This is a genomic window from Actinomadura citrea, assembly GCF_013409045.1.
Taxonomy (GTDB): domain Bacteria; phylum Actinomycetota; class Actinomycetes; order Streptosporangiales; family Streptosporangiaceae; genus Spirillospora; species Spirillospora citrea.
Genome location: NZ_JACCBT010000001.1, coordinates 4,514,762 through 4,531,061 on the forward strand (window position 1 = coordinate 4,514,762; position 16,300 = coordinate 4,531,061).

The window sequence follows — 16,300 nt, forward strand, 5'->3', positions numbered from 1 at the left end:
CGTGCCCGCTCCCAGACGGCCGACAGGGAGGCCCTGCACGCCATCGGGGTGACCGCGGAGGGCGCCAAGCCGCCTCCGCGGTCACCCCGGTACCGCCGTCCCCGCCGGGTCAGCGGACGCGGTCGTAGACCATCGCCAGCTCGCCCAGTTCGCCGGTCTCCTGGCGGCCGAGCGCCCACCTGGTGGACGGCAGGCCGTCGTCGAACAACCGCGCCCCGCCACCGGCGATCTCAGGGACGACCATCAGGTACAGCCGGTCGACGAGGTCGGCGGCCAGCAGCGGCTTGATGACGCTGGCGCTGCTGTTGACCAGGATGTCGCCCTCGCCCTCGGTCCGCAGACCCGCGACGACGTCGGCGGCGGGCGCGTTCACCATGCGGGTGCGTTCCCACGGCGCCTCGGTCACGGTGGTGGACAGCACCACCTTCTCGGTGTCCACGAGCCACTTGGCGTATCCGCGGTCGCGCGGATCGGCGTCCGCGTCCGCGGCGACCGCCGGCCAGTAGCCCATGAAGCCCTCGGCGTTGACCCTGCCGAGCAGCGCCGTCGTGGCGCCCCGCCAGATGCGGGTGAGGTGCTCCCGGGCCACCTCGCTGGTCACATACGGCGCGAACGCGCCGAAATCGCTGGGGCCGCCGGGGCCGTGGTAGCGCCCGTCGAGAGTGAGGGCCAGGTTCGCGGTCACCCTGCGGCCGGTAGTGCCGGTCATCTCGTGCTCCTCGTGTCATCGTCGTGCTCGGTGTCGTGCTCGGTGTCGTGCTCGGTGTCGTGTTTGGACGCCGCGGCGAGGACCGCCGCGAGCTTGTCCAGGCTCTGCCCGAAGCCGATCTCGATCCCCGCGACGAAGTCCGCGGACTCGACCGTGCTGCCGGTGATCCGGAGCCGGGCGTCCAGGCCGGTGCCGGCGCCGTCGGAGCGCAGACCGAGGTCGACGTGAGCGGTGAAGGCCGGCTCCCCGTTCGGCAGCACCGGGGAGGACCGGTAGCGCAGCCGCTCACCCGGGCGCACCTCGTCGACGACGCCCTCGGCGCGCCCGGCGACCGCGTCCGACCCGCCGGGGTCCTCGGCGTCGCGGTACTCCAGGACGACCCTGCCGCCCGGCCGCGCCTCGAAGACGAGCGCGGACACCCGCAGGTCCTGCGGCGCCCACCAGCCCGCCAGCAGCGACGGCTCGGTGAGGTGGCGCCAGACCAGCCCGGGAGGCCGCGGCAGCGACCGGGCGAAGGCGAACGTGCGGCCGTCGGCCCACCCCGCCTCCCGCGCGGCGAGCCGCTCGGCGCCCAGGCCGGCCCCGTAGCGGTGGAAGGTCTCGAGCGCGCCGCCGGGCCGGTCGGCGTCGTCGGCGAGGCGGCCGAGCGCCGCCGCCAGGTCCCGCAGGGGACCGGGCCGCAGCGCGTAGACGCGGCGCTGGCCGGTGCGCTGGGAGGTGACGACGCCGGCGCGCTCCAGCGTCTGCAGGTGCTTGGTCGTCTGCGGCTGGCGCGCGCCGGCCAGCTCCGCCAGGACGCCGACCGGGCGGGGCCGCTCGGCCAGCAGGGCCACGAGCCTCCACCGGGCGGGATCGGCCAGTGCGCCGAGGAGTTCCTCCATGCAGCAGAGTATTCTCCAGGGCGAATATTCGTGTCAAGGAATATTTTGGGGCGCATGACGGCGACGCCAGGCGGCCGGCAGGTCGAGAGGGAGGAAGAAGGCGCGGTGGACGTGCCGGGCGGCCCGCCGGACGCGCGAACGCCAAGGCCCCGGCGGGATCAACCCACCGGGGCCTTGGCGTTCAAGCCGGTGTGGTGGTCGCCTCACGGCGAAAGGCACAACGAAGCTCCAGCCCGGACCGCATGGGACCGGCGGTATTCCCCGAAGGCATCAGGTAGAGCCCGGGGGACACATGCCACACCGACGCCCCCACTCTAGCGGCTCCGCGCCAGTGCCTCCTCCACCGCCACCCCGCACGTGAAGTTCCCCTCACCCCGCGGTGAGGGTCGCCTGCGACCGTGCACCACCCTGCCGGGAGAAGCGTCCACGAATATGAGTCGATGCGGGGGAATGCGGGGAGACCGTCCGGTCACCGCGCGGGGGCCCGCACCGGCCCGCACACCGACCGGCGGCCAGACCCGGCACAGACGAGGAGACGGGGCAGTGCGCACCATGAGGACGGGGACCACCAGGCCTGCGGGCGGCGGAACCGAGGAAAGCGACGGCGGCGGCGAGTCGGCGGCCTGGGACCTGGCCGCCGACACCCGCGCCGCGGCACGGGCGCGCGCGCTCACCCGCCGGTCGCTGCGCCGATGGCGCGTCACCGGCCCCGACGACGTCGCCGACGTCGTCCTCATCGTGGACGAGCTGGTCACCAACGCAGTCGTGCACGGCACCGGGCCCGTCCACCTGGCCCTGCGCCTGGAGGCCACCCAGGCCGGGGCCCGCCTCACCGGCGAGGTCGGCGACGCCGACCCCCGCGCGCCCGGCGCCCCCGCCGGGCCGCCCCCCGTCCTGGACTGGTCCGAGGCCGGCCGCGGCCTGCTGCTGGTCGCCTGCCTGGCCACCGAGTTCGGCGCCCGGCCCGCGCCGCCGGGCAAGACCGTCTGGTTCACCCGCGACCTCGCCCCCCTGGACGCCCCCGCCCTCACCGCCGACGCCCCGGCCGGCTGACCCCCCGGGACCGGCGCACCGGACAGGGGTCAGGCCTGCAGGGGGCAGCGGTCCACCACCCACACGTCCTCCTCCTCGCCACCCGCGGGCGGCAGGGGCGGCTCGTCGGTGAGCCGGTCCAGATGCCACTCGATGTGGGCGAGCGGGCCCCGCCAGCCCGCCAGCAGGTCCGCCAGCGGGCGCGGCGGCCCCGGCGGCCCGTAGGGGCGCGGGTCGGGCAGCTCGGCCTCCCACAGCGCGTCGTCGCAGCCGGCCGCCCAGTGCGCCACCGCCTCCAGCACCTGCTGCAGATCGCGCGCCAGATCGCCCAGCGACCGCAGCGCCATCGCGTCCTGGATCATCCGCTCCCGCGCGTCATAGGGCAACTCCCGCCCGAAGGCCGGCGGGAACGGCGGAGGGCGGCCCTCCAGCACCGGCTCCTCGCCCGTGGCCGCCGACCGGATCGCGGCCGCCTGCCACCGCGTCCACTCCGCCAGATGCCCCAGCACCCCCCGCAGCGCCGCCGCGCCCTCGCCGCCGCCGCGGACCTGCGCCGCCGCCTCCCGCAGCCGCGAGCGCACGAACTCCAGCCGGTCCAGCGTCCACCCCCGCGCCCGCGCCGCCCCCGCCGGGCCCCGCGGCCCCGCCCCGGCCGCCGGGCGCGGCACCGGCACCCGCAGCGCCGCCAGCAGGTCGTCCAGATCCCGCACCTCGGCGCCCCGCCCCGACAGGACCGCCGCCCCGATCCGGTCCAGCCGGAACATCCGCGGCCCGTCGCGCATGCGGCACCACCCCACCAGGTACTCCCCGTAGGGGGCCACGACCAGGCCGTGCGCCTCCACGTCGCGGAAGCTGCGCGCCCCCGCCTGATCGGTGTAGGCCAGCCGCACGACCCGGCGGGAGCGCACGGCCTCGGCGAGCGTGTCGTGCACCGGGCCCATCAGCGACCCCACCTCGCCCAGCGGCTCGCGCGCGGCGGCGGGGGGCAGCGCGTACCCGCGGCCCTTGCGGGCCCGCACCGGCAGCCCGCCGTGCGTCAGCAGCTCCAGGTCGCGGCGGACGGTCCGCTCGCTGACCCCCAGCCGCGCCGCCAGCACCGGCGGGTCCAGCGGCTCGGGTGAGGCCGCCCGCAACTCCGCGACGAGCGCCAGCAGCCGATCTACGCGATCCACGCCCCCATCGTGACCCCGCCCGCCGGCGATACACCCTCCCGCAGGGGCTTAAAACCCTTACCGGCGCGGGGTTTCGGGCCCCGCACGACGAGCCGCCGGGCCGCCGCCCGGTGGTGAGCCCGGCGCGGGGTCAGCGGCCCGACAGCTCCACCGCCAGGCCCTCGAAGTCGGCCGCCGTCAGCGACAGCGCGCTGCCGATCGCCTGCGTGGCCTGCGCGCTGCCCAGATGCCGCGTCGCGGCGCGGTCCAGGTAGGCCTCCACGAGCCGCGCCCCGGTCAGCCGGCCCCGCGGGCGCAGCGAACCCACCTCGCGGTTCACCACCGCCCACGCGTCCGACCCCAGCCGCAGGCTGCGCTCCTCGGCCAGCAGCCGCACCAGCGTCGCGCGCGCCGGCGCCGCCGACAGGTCCGGCAGCCGCACCGCCCGCAGGTCCGTCACCAGCTCCGGCGACGCCGCCGACAGCTCCCCGACGCGGTCCGGCTCGCACGTGCCCAGCAGCGCCGTCTCGTTCACGCCCTCCAGCCGCGTCCGGTACAGCACCGAGGCGTAGGCCGGGCCCTGCGACTCGTCCAGGATCAGCCCGTCCAGGCCGTCCAGCAGCAGGACGTGGCCCGCGTGGTCCTCCAGCGCCGCGCGCAGCCCGTCGGGGCCGTGCTCGCGCAGGTCCTCGGCGTGGACGGCGTGGACCTCGCCGCTGGAGGCCTCCACCTCCGCCAGCGCGCGGGCCACCATCCGCGCCAGCCGCCGCTGCCCGCTGGAGGGCGCGCCGATCAGCAGCAGCGCCGGCGTCGACGCGCTCGACACCTCCTGCCCGCGCAGCCGCCGCGCCCACTTGCCGCGCCGCCGCACCTCGGTGACGACGCGCTCGATGTCGTCGGCGCCGCACAGGAACCGGATCCCGTAGGCCTCGGCGACCTGCGGGGCCTGCTCGGCCACGGGCGCGGGCGGCAGCGGGGGCGGAGGCTCGGGCACCGGCGCCGGAGGCGGCGGCAGGTCCGCCTGCGGGGCGGGCGCCGGGACGGGGGACGGCCGGTCGGGGGCCGGCGGCGCGTCCGCGCCGGGCCACGCCGGGCCCGGGTCGAGCTGGGTGCGGAACGCGTCGGTGTCCAGCTGCGTCGCGTGCGGCTCCGACGGCCACACCGGCTCCGGGACCGGCTCGTTCACCGCGGGCCGCTCGGGGGCCTGCTCGGGCGCCGGGGCGGGCGGCTCGGGCGCCGGGGGAGGCGCGATCCGCGGCGGCGGCACGTCCGCGCCGAACGGGTCCGGCGGCGACGCGGGCGGCGCGGGGGACGGCGAGGGGGGCTCGGGCGGGCCCTGCTCGTGGTGGGAGCCCGGCTCCGGCGGCGCTTGCGGCGGGGGCGGGGGAGCGTACTGGAAGGGCGGTTCCAGCGAGGCCGGGACGGGCGGCCCGGGCGCGGCGGGCGCGGGGACCGGCGGGGCGGCGGGGGGAGGGGCCGGCGCCACCGCCGGCGGCGGGCCCGGGGCCTCCTGCGCCGGCTCGGGCACCGGCGCGACCGGCTGGTCGGCGCCGGAGGTGGCGCGCTCGGCGGCCATGTGGGCGCGGGCGGCCTTGATGATGTCCCACGCCGACAGCTCGTCGGTGGAGGGCGGGGTGTGCATCGCCGGGGACGTCAGCTCCGCCGCGACCGCCTGCGGCACCGCGAACCCCGTCGCCGGCGGCGGCACCTGCGCCAGCCGGCACCACGTCAGCCCGAGGGTGTAGCTGGTGGCCAGCAGCGCGGCCAGGGCGTCGGAGTCGTCGCTGCGCAGCGCGTCGGGTAGCCGCCCGTCGCGCGGCCACAGCGACCGCAGCGGGTTGGCCGGGTCGGCCAGCACCGCCTGCAGCGTGCGGGCGCTGTCGGCGTCCAGCCAGCGCTGCAGCGCCGGCAGCGCGCCCGGCGCGGCCTGCAGGTCGGCGGCCAGCACCGCGATCCCGGCGCGGCGGACCTCGTCGTGGCTGCGTCCCGCCGCGGCCGGGCGCGGCCCGGTGAGCCCCGCGACGATCTCCTGCAGGTCGTACAGGGCCAGGCGCAGGTACTCCCCGGGCGCGGTGTCGCGGACCATCGGGGTGGCGAACTCGGCGGGGCAGCGGCGCCGCCACTCCTGCAGGATCGCCTCGGGCCCGTACCGGACGGTGGCCATGTCCTGGTTGACCATCCGCAGCGACGCCGCGGTCACCGCGGCCAGCGCGTCGGCGCCGGGGCGGAACCGCGGGTCGGCCTGCAGCCCGGCGGCGACCTCGTACATGACGCGCGCGATGTGCGCGGCGCCGCCGCCGTCGCCGGCGCCGAGCCGGTGGACGTAGTAGCCGGCCAGGGTGGCGAAGTCCGGCGGCATCATCCAGTGCAGGTGGTCTGCCGAGGTCGTCAGGAACGGGATGAACGACTCGATCAGCGGGTGCTCGGTCAGCACCACCGGGGATCCCGCGCACCACAGCAGCGCGCCCCACGCGGCGGCGACGGTGCTGGGCGTGCCGGGCTGGAACATCGGGTCGCGCTGGGCGAACTGCTGCGGGTTGACCGCCAGCGCGGTGGTCAGGGCCTGGGAGATGCGGGCGACGACGGCGGTGTCGGGGACGGGCCCGAGGAACCCCAGCGGCGCCACGCGCCCGGCCGACAGGTCCGGGCCGGTGGGGAACAGCTGCGGCGGGACGGGCGGCGTCCCGGCGCCCTGGGGGGCGGGGACGGCGACGCGCCGGTCCTCGAACTGCGCGGGGGGCGGGCAGGGGTGCCAGGTGCCGTCCAGGCCGCACCGGTACCAGCGTCCCCACGCGCCGTACAGCCACCATTCGCCGGCGCCCCACAGCATCCGCGCGGCGATCTGCGCCGCCCGGTCGGCCTGCTGGGCGCTCTGCCACCACGGTGAGGCCACCAGTTCGCGCACGTTGCCCTCGACCGAGGCGAACAGATCGCCGCTCGGGCCCCCTCCGGTTCCACCGGGCCCCGCCCCGGCCGCCTGCCAGCTCATCCGGCGAATAGTAGTAGCAGCGGGCGTCGCGTCCGGCATCGCCTGCATTACGGGCCGGTATCCCGCGATCGACGTGTAAGGACCGTTATGGCAGGATGCTCATTAGCCCGCCGGGAGCGGGCTCGGCGGCACACCGCGCGACCCGGGGGTGAGGATGGACGGCGCCGCACGGACCCGCGCCTGGGGCCTGACCCTGGCGGTGCTGTCCTCGGTGTGCTTCGGCGCGTCCGGGCCGTTCGGCAAGGCCCTCATCGAGGCCGGGCTCAGCCCCCTGCAGGCGGTGTGGCTGCGCATCACCGTCGCCGCGCTGGTCCTGGCGCCGCTGCCGTTCCTGCTGCGCGGCCGGGCCGCCGCCCGCGGCCTGCGCCCCCACCTGCCCGCCCTGGCCCTCTACGGCCTGACCGGCGTCGCCGGCTGCCAGGCGTTCTACTTCGTGGCCGCCTCCCGCCTGCCGGTCGGCGTGGCGATCCTGCTGGAGTTCAGCGGCCCGGTCATCGTGCTGGCGTGGCTGCGGCTGGTGCGCCGCGCCCCCGTGCACCGCACCGCCGCCGCCGGCGTCGCGATCGCCATGGCCGGCCTCGCCCTGGTCGTGCAGGTGTGGACGGGGCTGTCGCTCGACCCGGTCGGCCTGGCCGCAGGGCTCGGCGCCGCCGCCTGCCAGGCCAGCTACTTCCTCATCGTCGACCGCCTCACCGGGAAGGTCGACCCCGTGGTCATCACCTCCGCCGGCAGCGCCGTCGCCGCCGTCGCCCTCACCGCCCTGGCCGCGCCGTGGGCGCTGCCCTGGCAGGTGCTGCCCGCCCCGGTGCCCGTCGCCGGGCACGCCGCGCCCGGCTGGGCGCTGGTCGCCTGGATCGGCCTGGTCAGCACCGTCCTGGCCTACCTCGCCGGCGTCGCCGGGCTGCAGCGACTGTCGGCGCAGGTCGGCGGCGCCATCTGCTACACCGAGGCCGTCGCCGCCGCCCTCATCGCCTGGGCCGCCCTCGGGGAGCGCCTCACCGCCGCGCAGATGACCGGCGGCGCGATCGTGCTGGCCGGCGCCTACATCGCCCAGCGCGCCGCCGTCACCCACCCCGAGGTCCTGAACGTCGCCCCCGCGGACCGCCCGCAGGACCACCCGCGGGACGGTGCACGGGACGCCGCGCAGGGCGGCGGGACGGGCCCGCAGGCCCGGGCCGCCGCCCTGCGCCGGTGACCGGGCCGGGTCAGGCGTTCTCGCGGCGGAACCGGCGGGCGCCCAGCGCCACCGACGCCACCAGCAGCGCGACCGCCACCAGCGCCCCCTCCGCGACCGCCGCCGTCGCGTAGTCGCCCAGGAACGCCGCCCGCGCCGCGTCCACCATGTAGCGGAACGGCGTGAACCGCGACACCGCGTCCAGCCACCCCGGCGCCAGGCTCATCGGCAGCAGGATCCCCGACAGCAGCATCAGCGGCAGCGTGACCGTCGTCAGGATCGGCGCGAACGCGTCCTCGCTGCGGGTGCGCAGCGCCACCACGTAGGACAGGGACGCCACGCTCACCGCAAGCGCCACCACCAGCAGCAGCCCGACGGCGATCCCGCCCACCGGGGCCCGCAGCCCCAGCGCCAGCCCGGCCGCCACCACCACCGCGCCCTGGAACGCGACCACGACCGTGTCGCGCAGGACCCGCCCCAGCAGCAGCGCGGTCCGGCTGGCCGGGGTGACCCGCAGCCGGTCCACCACCCCCGACCGCAGGTCCGCGATCAGCCCGAACCCCGCGAACCCGGCGCCGAACAGCGCCAGCTGGATCAGCACCCCGGGCACGAACACCTGCCAGGCGCTGCCCGCGCCGAACCCGCGGACGTCGACCAGGTCCGACAGCAGCGGCCCGAACAGCACCAGGTACAGCAGCGGCTGCACCGCGCCGAACACCACCGCGACCTTGCTGCGCAGCGTCTGCCGCAGGTACCGAAGGAAGATCAGGCGGGTGTCGGACGCGACCCGCCCGAGGGCGGCGGCCCGGCCGGGCCCCGCGGTCCGTGCGGGAGAGGCGGTCGGTGCAAGAGACATGGGGGACTCCTCGGTTCAGGCCGCGTCGCGCAGCGAGCGGCCGGTGACGGTGAAGAACACGTCGTCCAGCGTGGGACGGGCCAGGTTCAGCGACGCCAGCTCCACCCCCGCGCCGTCCAGCGCGCGGATCAGGGACATCAGCGCCGTCTCGCCGTCCTCGACGGTCAGCCGCAGCGTCGCGCCGGACACGGCGGCCTCGCGGACGGCCGGGTGCGCCGCCAGCGCCTTGCGGGCGCCCTCGACGCCGGCCGCCTCCGCCAGCTCCACCGTGACGACGTCCCCGGCGACGCGGCGCCTGAGCTCGGCGGGCGTGCCCTCGGCGACGATGCGGCCCCGGTCGATGATCAGCAGCCGGTCGCACAGCGCGTCGGCCTCGTCCAGGTAGTGCGTGGTCAGGAACACCGTCGCGCCGTCGTCGCGCATGGCGCGGATGTGGTCCCACAGGTTGCCGCGGCTCTGCGGGTCCAGGCCCGTGGTCGGCTCGTCCAGGAACAGCAGCGGCGGGCGGTGCACCAGCCCGAGCGCGATGTCCAGGCGGCGGCGCTGCCCGCCCGACAGCGACCCCGCCGGACGCGGCCCCAGGCCCTCCAGGTCCAGCCGCGCGCACAGCCGCGTGATCCGCGCCGACCGGTCGCGCACGCCGTACAGGCGGGCCTGGAGATCCAGCTCCTCGGCGACCGGGACGCCCGGGTCGGTGCCGCCGCCCTGCGCGACGTAGCCGATGCGGCGCCGCACCGCCGCCGGGTCGGCGCGCAGGTCGTGGCCGGCGACGGTCGCGGTCCCCGCGGTCGGCGCCAGCAGCGTCGTCAGCATCCGCAGCGTCGTGGTCTTGCCGGCCCCGTTGGGGCCGAGGAACCCGACGACCTCCCCGGGCGCGACCGACAGGTCCACGCCCCGGACGGCCTCGACCGTCCCGTGCCCGCCGGTGAAGGTGCGGGCGAGCCCGCGAGCCTCGATCACGATGACCTCCTCTGAGAACGACGGCCGCTAGCGTAACCCCAAATTTGCAGTCACTCCAAATTTGCAGTGACGCCAGTGAAGGTATATTTCCGTGCATGGGTGAGGACCACGTCCCCGGCGTAGAGCCGGAACTGGGGCTGCGGGAACGCAAGAAGCGCGAGACGCGGCGCCGCATCGCCGACATCGCCACCGGCCTGTTCATGACCCGCGGGTTCGACAACGTCACCATCGCCGACGTCGCCCGCACCGCCGACGTGTCGGTCAACACCGTCTTCAACTACTTCAGGACCAAGGAAGACCTGTTCTTCGACCGGCAGGACGAGGTCATCGAGGCCGCCGGGCGCGACTTCCGCGACCGCCGCCCCGGCGAGGGCGCCGTGGCGCTGTTCCGCCGCCGCTTCTTCGAGGGCCTGGACGCCCGCGGCCACCAGACCGCCTTCCACGAGGGCTCGGAGGTCTGGACCCGCACCGTCCGCGACAGCCCCGCCCTCATGGCCCGCCAGCGCGAGATCGGCCGCCGCGCCCAGGACCGCCTCGCCGACCTGCTCGCCGAGGCCACCGGCGCCGGCCCCGACGACATCGCCCCCCGCGCCGCCGCCGCCATGATCTTCGCCGTGCAGAACACGCTCGTCGAGCAGATCGCCGACCGCAAGAGCGCCGGGGAGACCCTGCAGGAGATGGCCGAGGACGTCTACGCCGCCGCGGCCCGCGCCTTCGACCTGCTCGAACACGGCCTCGGCAGCTACGCCGCCGCCCCCGCGGCCGGCACCGCGGGCACCGCCGCCGAAGGCCCGGTGGCCGGAAAATGAGTGTCGGCCCACCGCAGATCATTCCTAGACTTCATGGTTGCGGAGGCCAACAACCATGGACACCCCCACGCTCCTTGCCCACCTGCACCACCACGACACCGCCCTGAGCCTGCCCCGGGGCGCCTTCCTGCGCTGGGACGACGCGGACCTGCACCGCGCCGCGCACACCGGCGACCCCGAGGGCTACGCCCTGCTCGGCCTGGCCCCCGGCGTTCGGCCCTGGCAGCGCGCCCGCGTGCTGCTGCAGATCCTGGCCGCCTCCCAGGCCGGCCTGGACGACCGCGCCCGCGCCGTGCAGGCACGCGTCGCCCGCGTCCTGACCCTGGGCCTGCCGCCCGCCCACGTCATCACCGTCCTGCTCGCGCTGCGGCGGCTGCGCGCCAACCACAAGCACACCACCCGCACCGCGCTGCGGTTCGTCCTGGAGCACCCCGCCGCCGACGCGCTCATCGCCGCGCGCCGCCCCGCCCTGCGCGACTGCTTCGAGCACGCCCTCGGCACCGCCACCGCCCGCGGCTGCGCCTCCCGCATCGCCGGCGGCGACACCGCGTCGGACTACCTCCAGCGGCGCCTGCTGCGCTTTCTCACCCACCCCGCCGCCGCGCCCGCCCGCGTCCGGGCCCTCTACAACGCCGACAACGCGGCGGCCGCGGCCGCGGCGGGCGGCCCCGCCGCGGTGGGGGAGCCGGTGCTGCCCGTCGACACCGTCCGCGAACGGCCCGCCACCATCACCGCCACCAACCGCGGCGACATCGCCGCCACCCTCGTCCACCTGTACCGGGGCGGGCCCGCCGAAGACCTCTACGCCGCCCTCGGCCGCTACGTCGGCGCCGCCGCCGCGGCGTTCCCCCGCTTCACCGGCACCGTCGCCCTGGTCATGGACGCCTCGGCGTCCATGCGCGGCTACGGCGACCGCGAATGGGCCGCACTGTCCCAAACCGCCGCGCTGCGCATGGTGCTGTCCCAGGTGTGCGCCCGGCTGGAGGTCATCGAGACCGGCGGCGACGAGCGCACCCCCCGCGGCGCCACCGACCTGGCCACCGGCGTCCTGGACGCCCTGGGCGCCGGCCCCGACCTGGTCGCCGTCGTCTCCGACGGCTACGAGAACGTCTTCCCCGGCGACCTGGCCAGGGTCGTGGCGAGCCTGCCGCACGCCGGCATCACCACCCCCGTGGTGTTCTGCCACGCCCTGTTCACCGGCAGCGACGACCTGACGCTGCGGCGCCCCGCCCCGGCCCTGCCCCAGCGCGGCTTCTGGCACCAGGACGACTTCGCCGAACTGCTGCCCTGGATGTTCGGGCACTGCGACGCCGGCGCGCCCTGGCTGCGCGCCGCCCTGCACGACCGCCTGGACGCCCTCGACCGGCAGGCCGACACCCTCACCGCCCGCATCGCCGCCTGAACCGGCCCGTGCGCGGACGCGCCGCGCCCGCACGCCCGACGCACGCGCGATGCACGCCCCCACCACCCTGAAGGGAGCACCGCATGACCCAGATGACGGCGCTCGACACCCTCGTCCCCGGCCCCCTCAGCCTCGCCGGGCACCGCCTGGGCACCCCCCAGCAGGCCGGCGCGCTCACCATGGTGCCCATCTCCGGACCCGCCCACCGCGGCTTCGTGCCGCCCCGCACCGGCCTCAAACTGACCCGCGTCGTCGGCTACGGGCAGGTCGAACTCGCCAACCGCGCCGACTCCGGCGTCGCCATCGTCCCCCTGCACATCGGCTACATCCAGGACCACGCCCAGAACCACGCCCTGTGCCGGTCGGCGTTCCTGGCCGCCGGGCAGACCGTGCGCTTCGACGACGCCTGCTGCGTCCAGCAGAGCCAGGGCGGCTACCTCAGCGAGCGCGACCAGTGGTTCTTCGTCCTGCCGCTGGAACTGCGCGCCCGCGCCCTGGACCTGCGCGGCGTCACCGGCTACAGCAAGCTGTGGGACGACATCGCCGCCCTCAACGCCCGCCACGGCCTGCCCCGCCGCGGCCACCTGGAGCAGATCCTGTCCCGCAAGCGGGCCGTGCTGACCCAGTTCCAGTCCCGCCTGGAACCGCAGCCCGGCCAGCTCGGCGCCCTGTTCTTCGTCTCCGGCCGCTTCGCCGGCCTGGAGATCGCACCCGACCCCCGCTACTTCGCCGAGATGTGGACCGCGCTGGTCTGCTTCGCCTACGGCGTCGCCGCCTGGCACGCCGAACCCGCCCCGCCCGGCCCCGACACGGCCCCCTACGACCTCGGCCCCACCGACCTCGCCCCCAACGACGGGGCGCCGTACGAGGCGGCCGGGCTCGCCGGGCTGCGCGCCGCCCTGGAACGCGACCGCTCCGCCCGCCTCACCGAGATCGGCGGCTGGCTCGCCGACGCCCCCGCCGGCCCCGTCGAACTGCGCGAGGAGGAGCGCTACCTCGACCTGCGGCTGTCCACCGTCACCGGCCCCCACCTGGCCGGGCAGATCGTCACCGACGGCGACCGCACCGTCTACGCGTCCCTGTTCGCCCGCTGACCGCCCGCCCCGGGGCGTCCCCGAACGAAAAAGGGGTTGCCCCCGGGGCGCGGCGCCCGGTTGAATCAGAACCGCGGGAACTGTGCCGGGCGCGTCAGGCTGAAACCCGATTCCAGATCCGGGAAACGCGCGATGCTCGAGACATCGTCAAGGCGATAGTGAACCTGACGAGGCGCCGGCCGCCTGTCCCGCCACTCCGTCCAGGTAAGGCTCCAGAACCGACCTCACCTGCGGCGGCATCTCCTTCTTGGCCTTGGACGCCGGGTCGATGAACACGTGCCGCACCTCCCCGTCGGCGATGAGCCGCCCATCCACCCGGAACACCGGCCGCACGATCATGCTCGTCGTCCCCAGATGCGCCACCGGCATCGACACCTCCAGCAGCTCGTCGAACCGCGCGCCCTCCCGGAACCGGATCCGCGCCTCGGCCACCACCAGGTCGTAGCCCTGCTCCACCATCTGCGCGTAGTCGCCGAACAGCGCCCGCCACATCTCCGTCAACGCCACGTCGTAGAAGAACAGGTAGTGGCCGTTGAACACCACGCCCTGCTGATCGCACTCGCTGTACCGAACCCGCAACCGATGCGCGAAGATCTCACCCATACCCGGCATTGTGCACGCCGCCGGGTGCACCCGGGCCCCGCCGCCGCAGCACCAGCCACCGGCCGCCCAGCCCCACGGCGAACATCGCCGCCCCCGCCAGCACCGACGTCCACGGCAACGCCACCACCAGGACCACGCACCCCGCGGCGCCGAGCACGTTGAGCGCCCGCGGCCGGCGGCGATCGGCCGCCGGCTGGGTGAACGCGCACACGTTGGCGACCGCGTAGTACACCAGGACACCGAACGAGGAGAACCCGATCACCCCGCGCAGGTCCGCCGCCGCCACCAGCGCGCACACCGCGACCGCCACGGCGACCTCGGCATGGTGCGGCACCCGGTACCGGGGATGCACGGCCGCCAGCCACCCCGGCAGGTCGCGGTGCCGCGCCATGGCCAGCGCCGTGCGGCCGATCCCCGCGATCAGCGCCAGCAGCGCGCCCAGCGACGCCACCGCCGCGCCCGCCCGCACCACCGGCGCCAGCGCCCCGGCCCCCGCCGCCTCGACCGCGGCCGCCAGCGGCGCCGCCGCGGCCGCCAGAACGTCCGGCCCCGCCGCCAGCAGCGCCGCCGCTCCCACCACCAGGTACACCGCCACCGCGATGGACAGCGCCACCGGGATCGCCCGGGGGATCGTGCGGGCCGGGTCCCGCACCTCCTCGCCCATCGTCGCGATGCGGGCGTAGCCGGCGAAGGCGAAGAACAGCAGCCCCGCGGCCTGCAGCACGCCGTGGACGCCGCCCTCGCCCACCGCCGTCCACCCGCCCAGGCGCGCCGCGCTCGCCTGCCCGCCCGCCGCGATCCCCGCCACCACGACGGCCAGCACCGCCAAGCCGGCGACCACCAGCACCCGCGTGAGCAGCGCCGTCCTGGTCACCCCGCGATAGTTCAGCGACGCCAGCGCCACCACGGCCGCCGCCGCGACCGCGCGGCGGACCCACCCCGGGCCGGGCACCGCGTAGGAGGCGAACGTGAGCGCCATGGCGGCGCACGAGGCGGTCTTGCCCACCACGAAGCCCCAGCCCGCCGCGAACCCCCACCACGGGCCCAGGCGCTCGCGGCCGTACACGTAGGTGCCGCCCGACATCGGATACACCGCCGCGAGCTGCGCCGAGGCGACCGCGTTGCAGTACGCGACCCCCGCCGCGACCACCAGCCCCACCAGCAGGCCCGTGCCCGCCACCCGCGCCGCGGGCCCGAACACGGCGAACACCCCCGCCCCGACCATCGACCCGAGGCCGATCAGCACCGCGTCCCCGGTGCCCAGCCGCCGCGCCAGCCGGTCGCCCCCGGCGGACGGCCCGCCCGGTCCGGGCCCGGCCGATCCGGACGCCGCCGTCTCGGCCCGGCCCCGGTTCCGGCGCCGGATCGCCATCGCCCACCCCCGCCTATTCCATCAAGCTCATTTGATGTATCGTCCGGGCATGGCGTCACCGAGTCAAGCCGCCCCGGCGTTCGTGCGGCTGGCCGCCCACCCGCTGCGCTGGCGGCTGCTGACCGCCCTCGCCGACGGCGACCTGCGCGTCCGCGAGCTCACCGACATCGCCGCCGCGTCGCAGAACCTGGTCTCCTACCACCTGCGGCTGCTGCGCGACGGCGGCCTGGTCACCGCCTCCCGCAGCAGCCACGACGGCCGCGACAGCTACTACCGCCTGGACCTGGACCGCTGCGCCCACGCCCTCGCCGGCGCCGGCGCCGCCCTGCACCCCGCGCTGCGGTGCGCCCCCGCACCACCGCGGTTCCCTGACGGCCCGCACCGCCAGGCGCCCCCGGCGGTGCTGTTCGTGTGCACGGGCAACAGCGCGCGCTCACCCATCGCCGAGGCCCTCCTGAGCCACCACACCGGCGGCCGTGTCACCGCGGCCAGCGCCGGCACCCGCCCCAGACCCGAGATGCACCCCAGCGCCGTCCAGGTCCTGCGCGAGCGGTACGGCATCGACATCTCCGCGCAGCGGCCCCGCCGCCTGGACGCCCTGCGCCGCCGCTTCGACCGCGTCATCACCCTGTGCGACAGGGCCCGCGAAGCCTGCCCCGACTTCGGCGACCACGCGCGGCACGCCCACTGGAGCACTCCCGACCCGGCCGCCGCGGCGCCGGCCGGGCTCGCGGCCTTCCGCCGGGCGGCGGCCGACCTCGACGCGCGCGTCCGCCACCTGCTGCCCCTCCTCGCCCAGACCCCACCACCCGCGCGGATGACGGAGGAACACCCATGACGGAACCCGAGAAGTACGCAGGCGTCCGCTACCTCGTCGACGACGTCCAGGCCGCCGTCGACTTCTACACCACCCACCTCGGCTTCGCCCTCAACCGCGACGCGGCGCCCGCGTTCGCCGACGTCGTGCGCGGCCCGCTGCGCCTCCTGCTGTCGGGACCGGCCAGCTCCGGCGCCCGCGCCACACCCGCGGACGCCGCCGTCGCCGGAGGCAACCGTATCCACCTGCTCGTCGACGACCTGGACGCCGAGGTCTCCCGGCTGCGCGCCGCGGGCCTGACCTTCCGCAGCGACCTGGTCACCGGGCCCGGCGGCCGCCAGATCCTGCTCGCCGACCCCGCCGGGAACCTGGTCGAACTGTTCCAGCCCGCATAAGCGACGCTTCTGGAATGCAGAAGAAGCATCTCTTGGACTTCTCGCCCCATGGCGCC

General features: G+C 76.5%; 15 protein-coding genes. 7 read left to right on the top strand and 8 right to left on the bottom strand.

Annotated features, from left to right (window positions below; all coding sequences use genetic code 11):
* Positions 1-109: 109 nt before the first annotated feature.
* Both BJ999_RS21065 and BJ999_RS21070 read right to left on the bottom strand, forming a co-directional pair.
* Positions 110-709 (bottom strand): dihydrofolate reductase family protein, encoded by a 600-nt coding sequence (locus BJ999_RS21065; RefSeq protein WP_179834886.1) that lies wholly within the window; start codon positions 707-709, stop codon positions 110-112.
* Complete coding sequence (locus BJ999_RS21070) at positions 706-1,590, bottom strand: metalloregulator ArsR/SmtB family transcription factor (RefSeq protein ID WP_179834887.1); 885 nt, start codon at positions 1,588-1,590, stop codon at positions 706-708. Before BJ999_RS21070 ends, BJ999_RS21065 begins: the two co-directional genes overlap by 4 nt.
* Positions 1,591-2,142: 552 nt before the next feature.
* Here BJ999_RS21070 and BJ999_RS21075 point away from each other — a divergent pair.
* Positions 2,143-2,643: an ATP-binding protein gene (locus BJ999_RS21075; protein WP_229810583.1), complete on the top strand. Its 501-nt coding sequence runs from the start codon at positions 2,143-2,145 to the stop codon at positions 2,641-2,643.
* A 29-nt stretch (positions 2,644-2,672) separates the two neighbouring features.
* On the opposite strand, the gene BJ999_RS21080 is transcribed toward BJ999_RS21075, so the two are convergent.
* Together BJ999_RS21080 and BJ999_RS21085 are read right to left on the bottom strand one after the other, a co-directional pair.
* Entirely contained in the window at positions 2,673-3,794 is a 1,122-nt protein-coding gene (locus BJ999_RS21080) for a helix-turn-helix transcriptional regulator (RefSeq protein WP_179834889.1), read from the bottom strand.
* A 130-nt stretch (positions 3,795-3,924) separates the two neighbouring features.
* On the bottom strand, positions 3,925-6,762 hold the full coding sequence (locus tag BJ999_RS21085; RefSeq protein WP_179834890.1) for a hypothetical protein: 2,838 nt from the start codon (positions 6,760-6,762) through the stop codon (positions 3,925-3,927).
* 154 nt (positions 6,763-6,916) lie between these two features.
* On the opposite strand from BJ999_RS21085, the gene BJ999_RS21090 reads away from it, so the two are divergent.
* Complete coding sequence (locus BJ999_RS21090; protein WP_179834891.1) at positions 6,917-7,957, top strand: EamA family transporter; 1,041 nt, start codon at positions 6,917-6,919, stop codon at positions 7,955-7,957.
* Between the two features lie 10 nt (positions 7,958-7,967).
* Here the strand turns inward: BJ999_RS21090 and BJ999_RS21095 are convergent, their stop codons facing one another.
* The gene (locus BJ999_RS21095) at positions 7,968-8,792 is read right to left on the bottom strand and encodes an ABC transporter permease (protein ID WP_179834892.1); all 825 of its coding nucleotides are present in this window, start codon (positions 8,790-8,792) and stop codon (positions 7,968-7,970) included.
* 15 nt (positions 8,793-8,807) lie between these two features.
* Positions 8,808-9,752 (bottom strand): ATP-binding cassette domain-containing protein, encoded by a 945-nt coding sequence (locus BJ999_RS21100; protein ID WP_179834893.1) that lies wholly within the window; start codon positions 9,750-9,752, stop codon positions 8,808-8,810.
* A gap of 95 nt (positions 9,753-9,847) precedes the next feature.
* On the opposite strand from BJ999_RS21100, the gene BJ999_RS21105 reads away from it, so the two are divergent.
* From BJ999_RS21105 to BJ999_RS21115, 3 genes are all read left to right on the top strand, one after another.
* Positions 9,848-10,561, top strand: coding sequence for a TetR/AcrR family transcriptional regulator (locus BJ999_RS21105; RefSeq protein ID WP_179834894.1), 714 nt, complete (start codon positions 9,848-9,850; stop codon positions 10,559-10,561).
* A gap of 55 nt (positions 10,562-10,616) precedes the next feature.
* On the top strand, positions 10,617-11,963 hold the full coding sequence (locus BJ999_RS21110; protein WP_179834895.1) for a VWA domain-containing protein: 1,347 nt from the start codon (positions 10,617-10,619) through the stop codon (positions 11,961-11,963).
* Positions 11,964-12,046: 83 nt separating this feature from the next.
* Positions 12,047-13,057 carry an ARPP-1 family domain-containing protein gene (locus tag BJ999_RS21115; RefSeq protein ID WP_179834896.1) on the top strand — a complete coding sequence of 337 codons (1,011 nt, stop codon included), beginning with the start codon at positions 12,047-12,049 and terminating at the stop codon, positions 13,055-13,057.
* A gap of 147 nt (positions 13,058-13,204) precedes the next feature.
* Here BJ999_RS21115 and BJ999_RS21120 read toward each other — a convergent pair whose 3' ends face one another.
* Together BJ999_RS21120 and BJ999_RS21125 are read right to left on the bottom strand one after the other, a co-directional pair.
* Complete coding sequence (locus tag BJ999_RS21120; protein ID WP_179834897.1) at positions 13,205-13,660, bottom strand: acyl-CoA thioesterase; 456 nt, start codon at positions 13,658-13,660, stop codon at positions 13,205-13,207.
* A complete protein-coding gene (locus tag BJ999_RS21125; protein WP_179834898.1) occupies positions 13,653-15,032 on the bottom strand; it encodes an APC family permease in 1,380 nt (459 codons plus the stop codon). Before BJ999_RS21125 ends, BJ999_RS21120 begins: the two co-directional genes overlap by 8 nt.
* Before the next feature lie 49 nt (positions 15,033-15,081).
* On the opposite strand from BJ999_RS21125, the gene BJ999_RS21130 reads away from it, so the two are divergent.
* Both BJ999_RS21130 and BJ999_RS21135 read left to right on the top strand, forming a co-directional pair.
* Entirely contained in the window at positions 15,082-15,870 is a 789-nt protein-coding gene (locus tag BJ999_RS21130) for an arsenate reductase/protein-tyrosine-phosphatase family protein (RefSeq protein WP_179834899.1), read from the top strand.
* Positions 15,867-16,244, top strand: coding sequence for a VOC family protein (locus BJ999_RS21135; protein WP_179834900.1), 378 nt, complete (start codon positions 15,867-15,869; stop codon positions 16,242-16,244). Before BJ999_RS21130 ends, BJ999_RS21135 begins: the two co-directional genes overlap by 4 nt.
* Positions 16,245-16,300 lie beyond the last annotated feature (56 nt).

Excerpts from the sequence above, each read along its gene's own strand:
- BJ999_RS21065 (WP_179834886.1), bottom strand. The coding sequence starts at position 709 with ATGACCGGCACTACCGGCCGCAGGGTGACCGCGAACCTGGCCCTCACT.
- BJ999_RS21070 (WP_179834887.1), bottom strand. The coding sequence starts at position 1,590 with ATGGAGGAACTCCTCGGCGCACTGGCCGATCCCGCCCGGTGGAGGCTC.
- BJ999_RS21075 (WP_229810583.1), top strand. The coding sequence starts at position 2,143 with ATGAGGACGGGGACCACCAGGCCTGCGGGCGGCGGAACCGAGGAAAGC.
- BJ999_RS21085 (WP_179834890.1), bottom strand. The coding sequence starts at position 6,762 with ATGAGCTGGCAGGCGGCCGGGGCGGGGCCCGGTGGAACCGGAGGGGGC.
- BJ999_RS21090 (WP_179834891.1), top strand. The coding sequence starts at position 6,917 with ATGGACGGCGCCGCACGGACCCGCGCCTGGGGCCTGACCCTGGCGGTG.
- BJ999_RS21095 (WP_179834892.1), bottom strand. The coding sequence starts at position 8,792 with ATGTCTCTTGCACCGACCGCCTCTCCCGCACGGACCGCGGGGCCCGGC.
- BJ999_RS21105 (WP_179834894.1), top strand. The coding sequence starts at position 9,848 with ATGGGTGAGGACCACGTCCCCGGCGTAGAGCCGGAACTGGGGCTGCGG.
- BJ999_RS21110 (WP_179834895.1), top strand. The coding sequence starts at position 10,617 with ATGGACACCCCCACGCTCCTTGCCCACCTGCACCACCACGACACCGCC.
- BJ999_RS21115 (WP_179834896.1), top strand. The coding sequence starts at position 12,047 with ATGACCCAGATGACGGCGCTCGACACCCTCGTCCCCGGCCCCCTCAGC.
- BJ999_RS21120 (WP_179834897.1), bottom strand. The coding sequence starts at position 13,660 with ATGGGTGAGATCTTCGCGCATCGGTTGCGGGTTCGGTACAGCGAGTGC.
- BJ999_RS21125 (WP_179834898.1), bottom strand. The coding sequence starts at position 15,032 with ATGGCGATCCGGCGCCGGAACCGGGGCCGGGCCGAGACGGCGGCGTCC.
- BJ999_RS21130 (WP_179834899.1), top strand. The coding sequence starts at position 15,082 with ATGGCGTCACCGAGTCAAGCCGCCCCGGCGTTCGTGCGGCTGGCCGCC.
- BJ999_RS21135 (WP_179834900.1), top strand. The coding sequence starts at position 15,867 with ATGACGGAACCCGAGAAGTACGCAGGCGTCCGCTACCTCGTCGACGAC.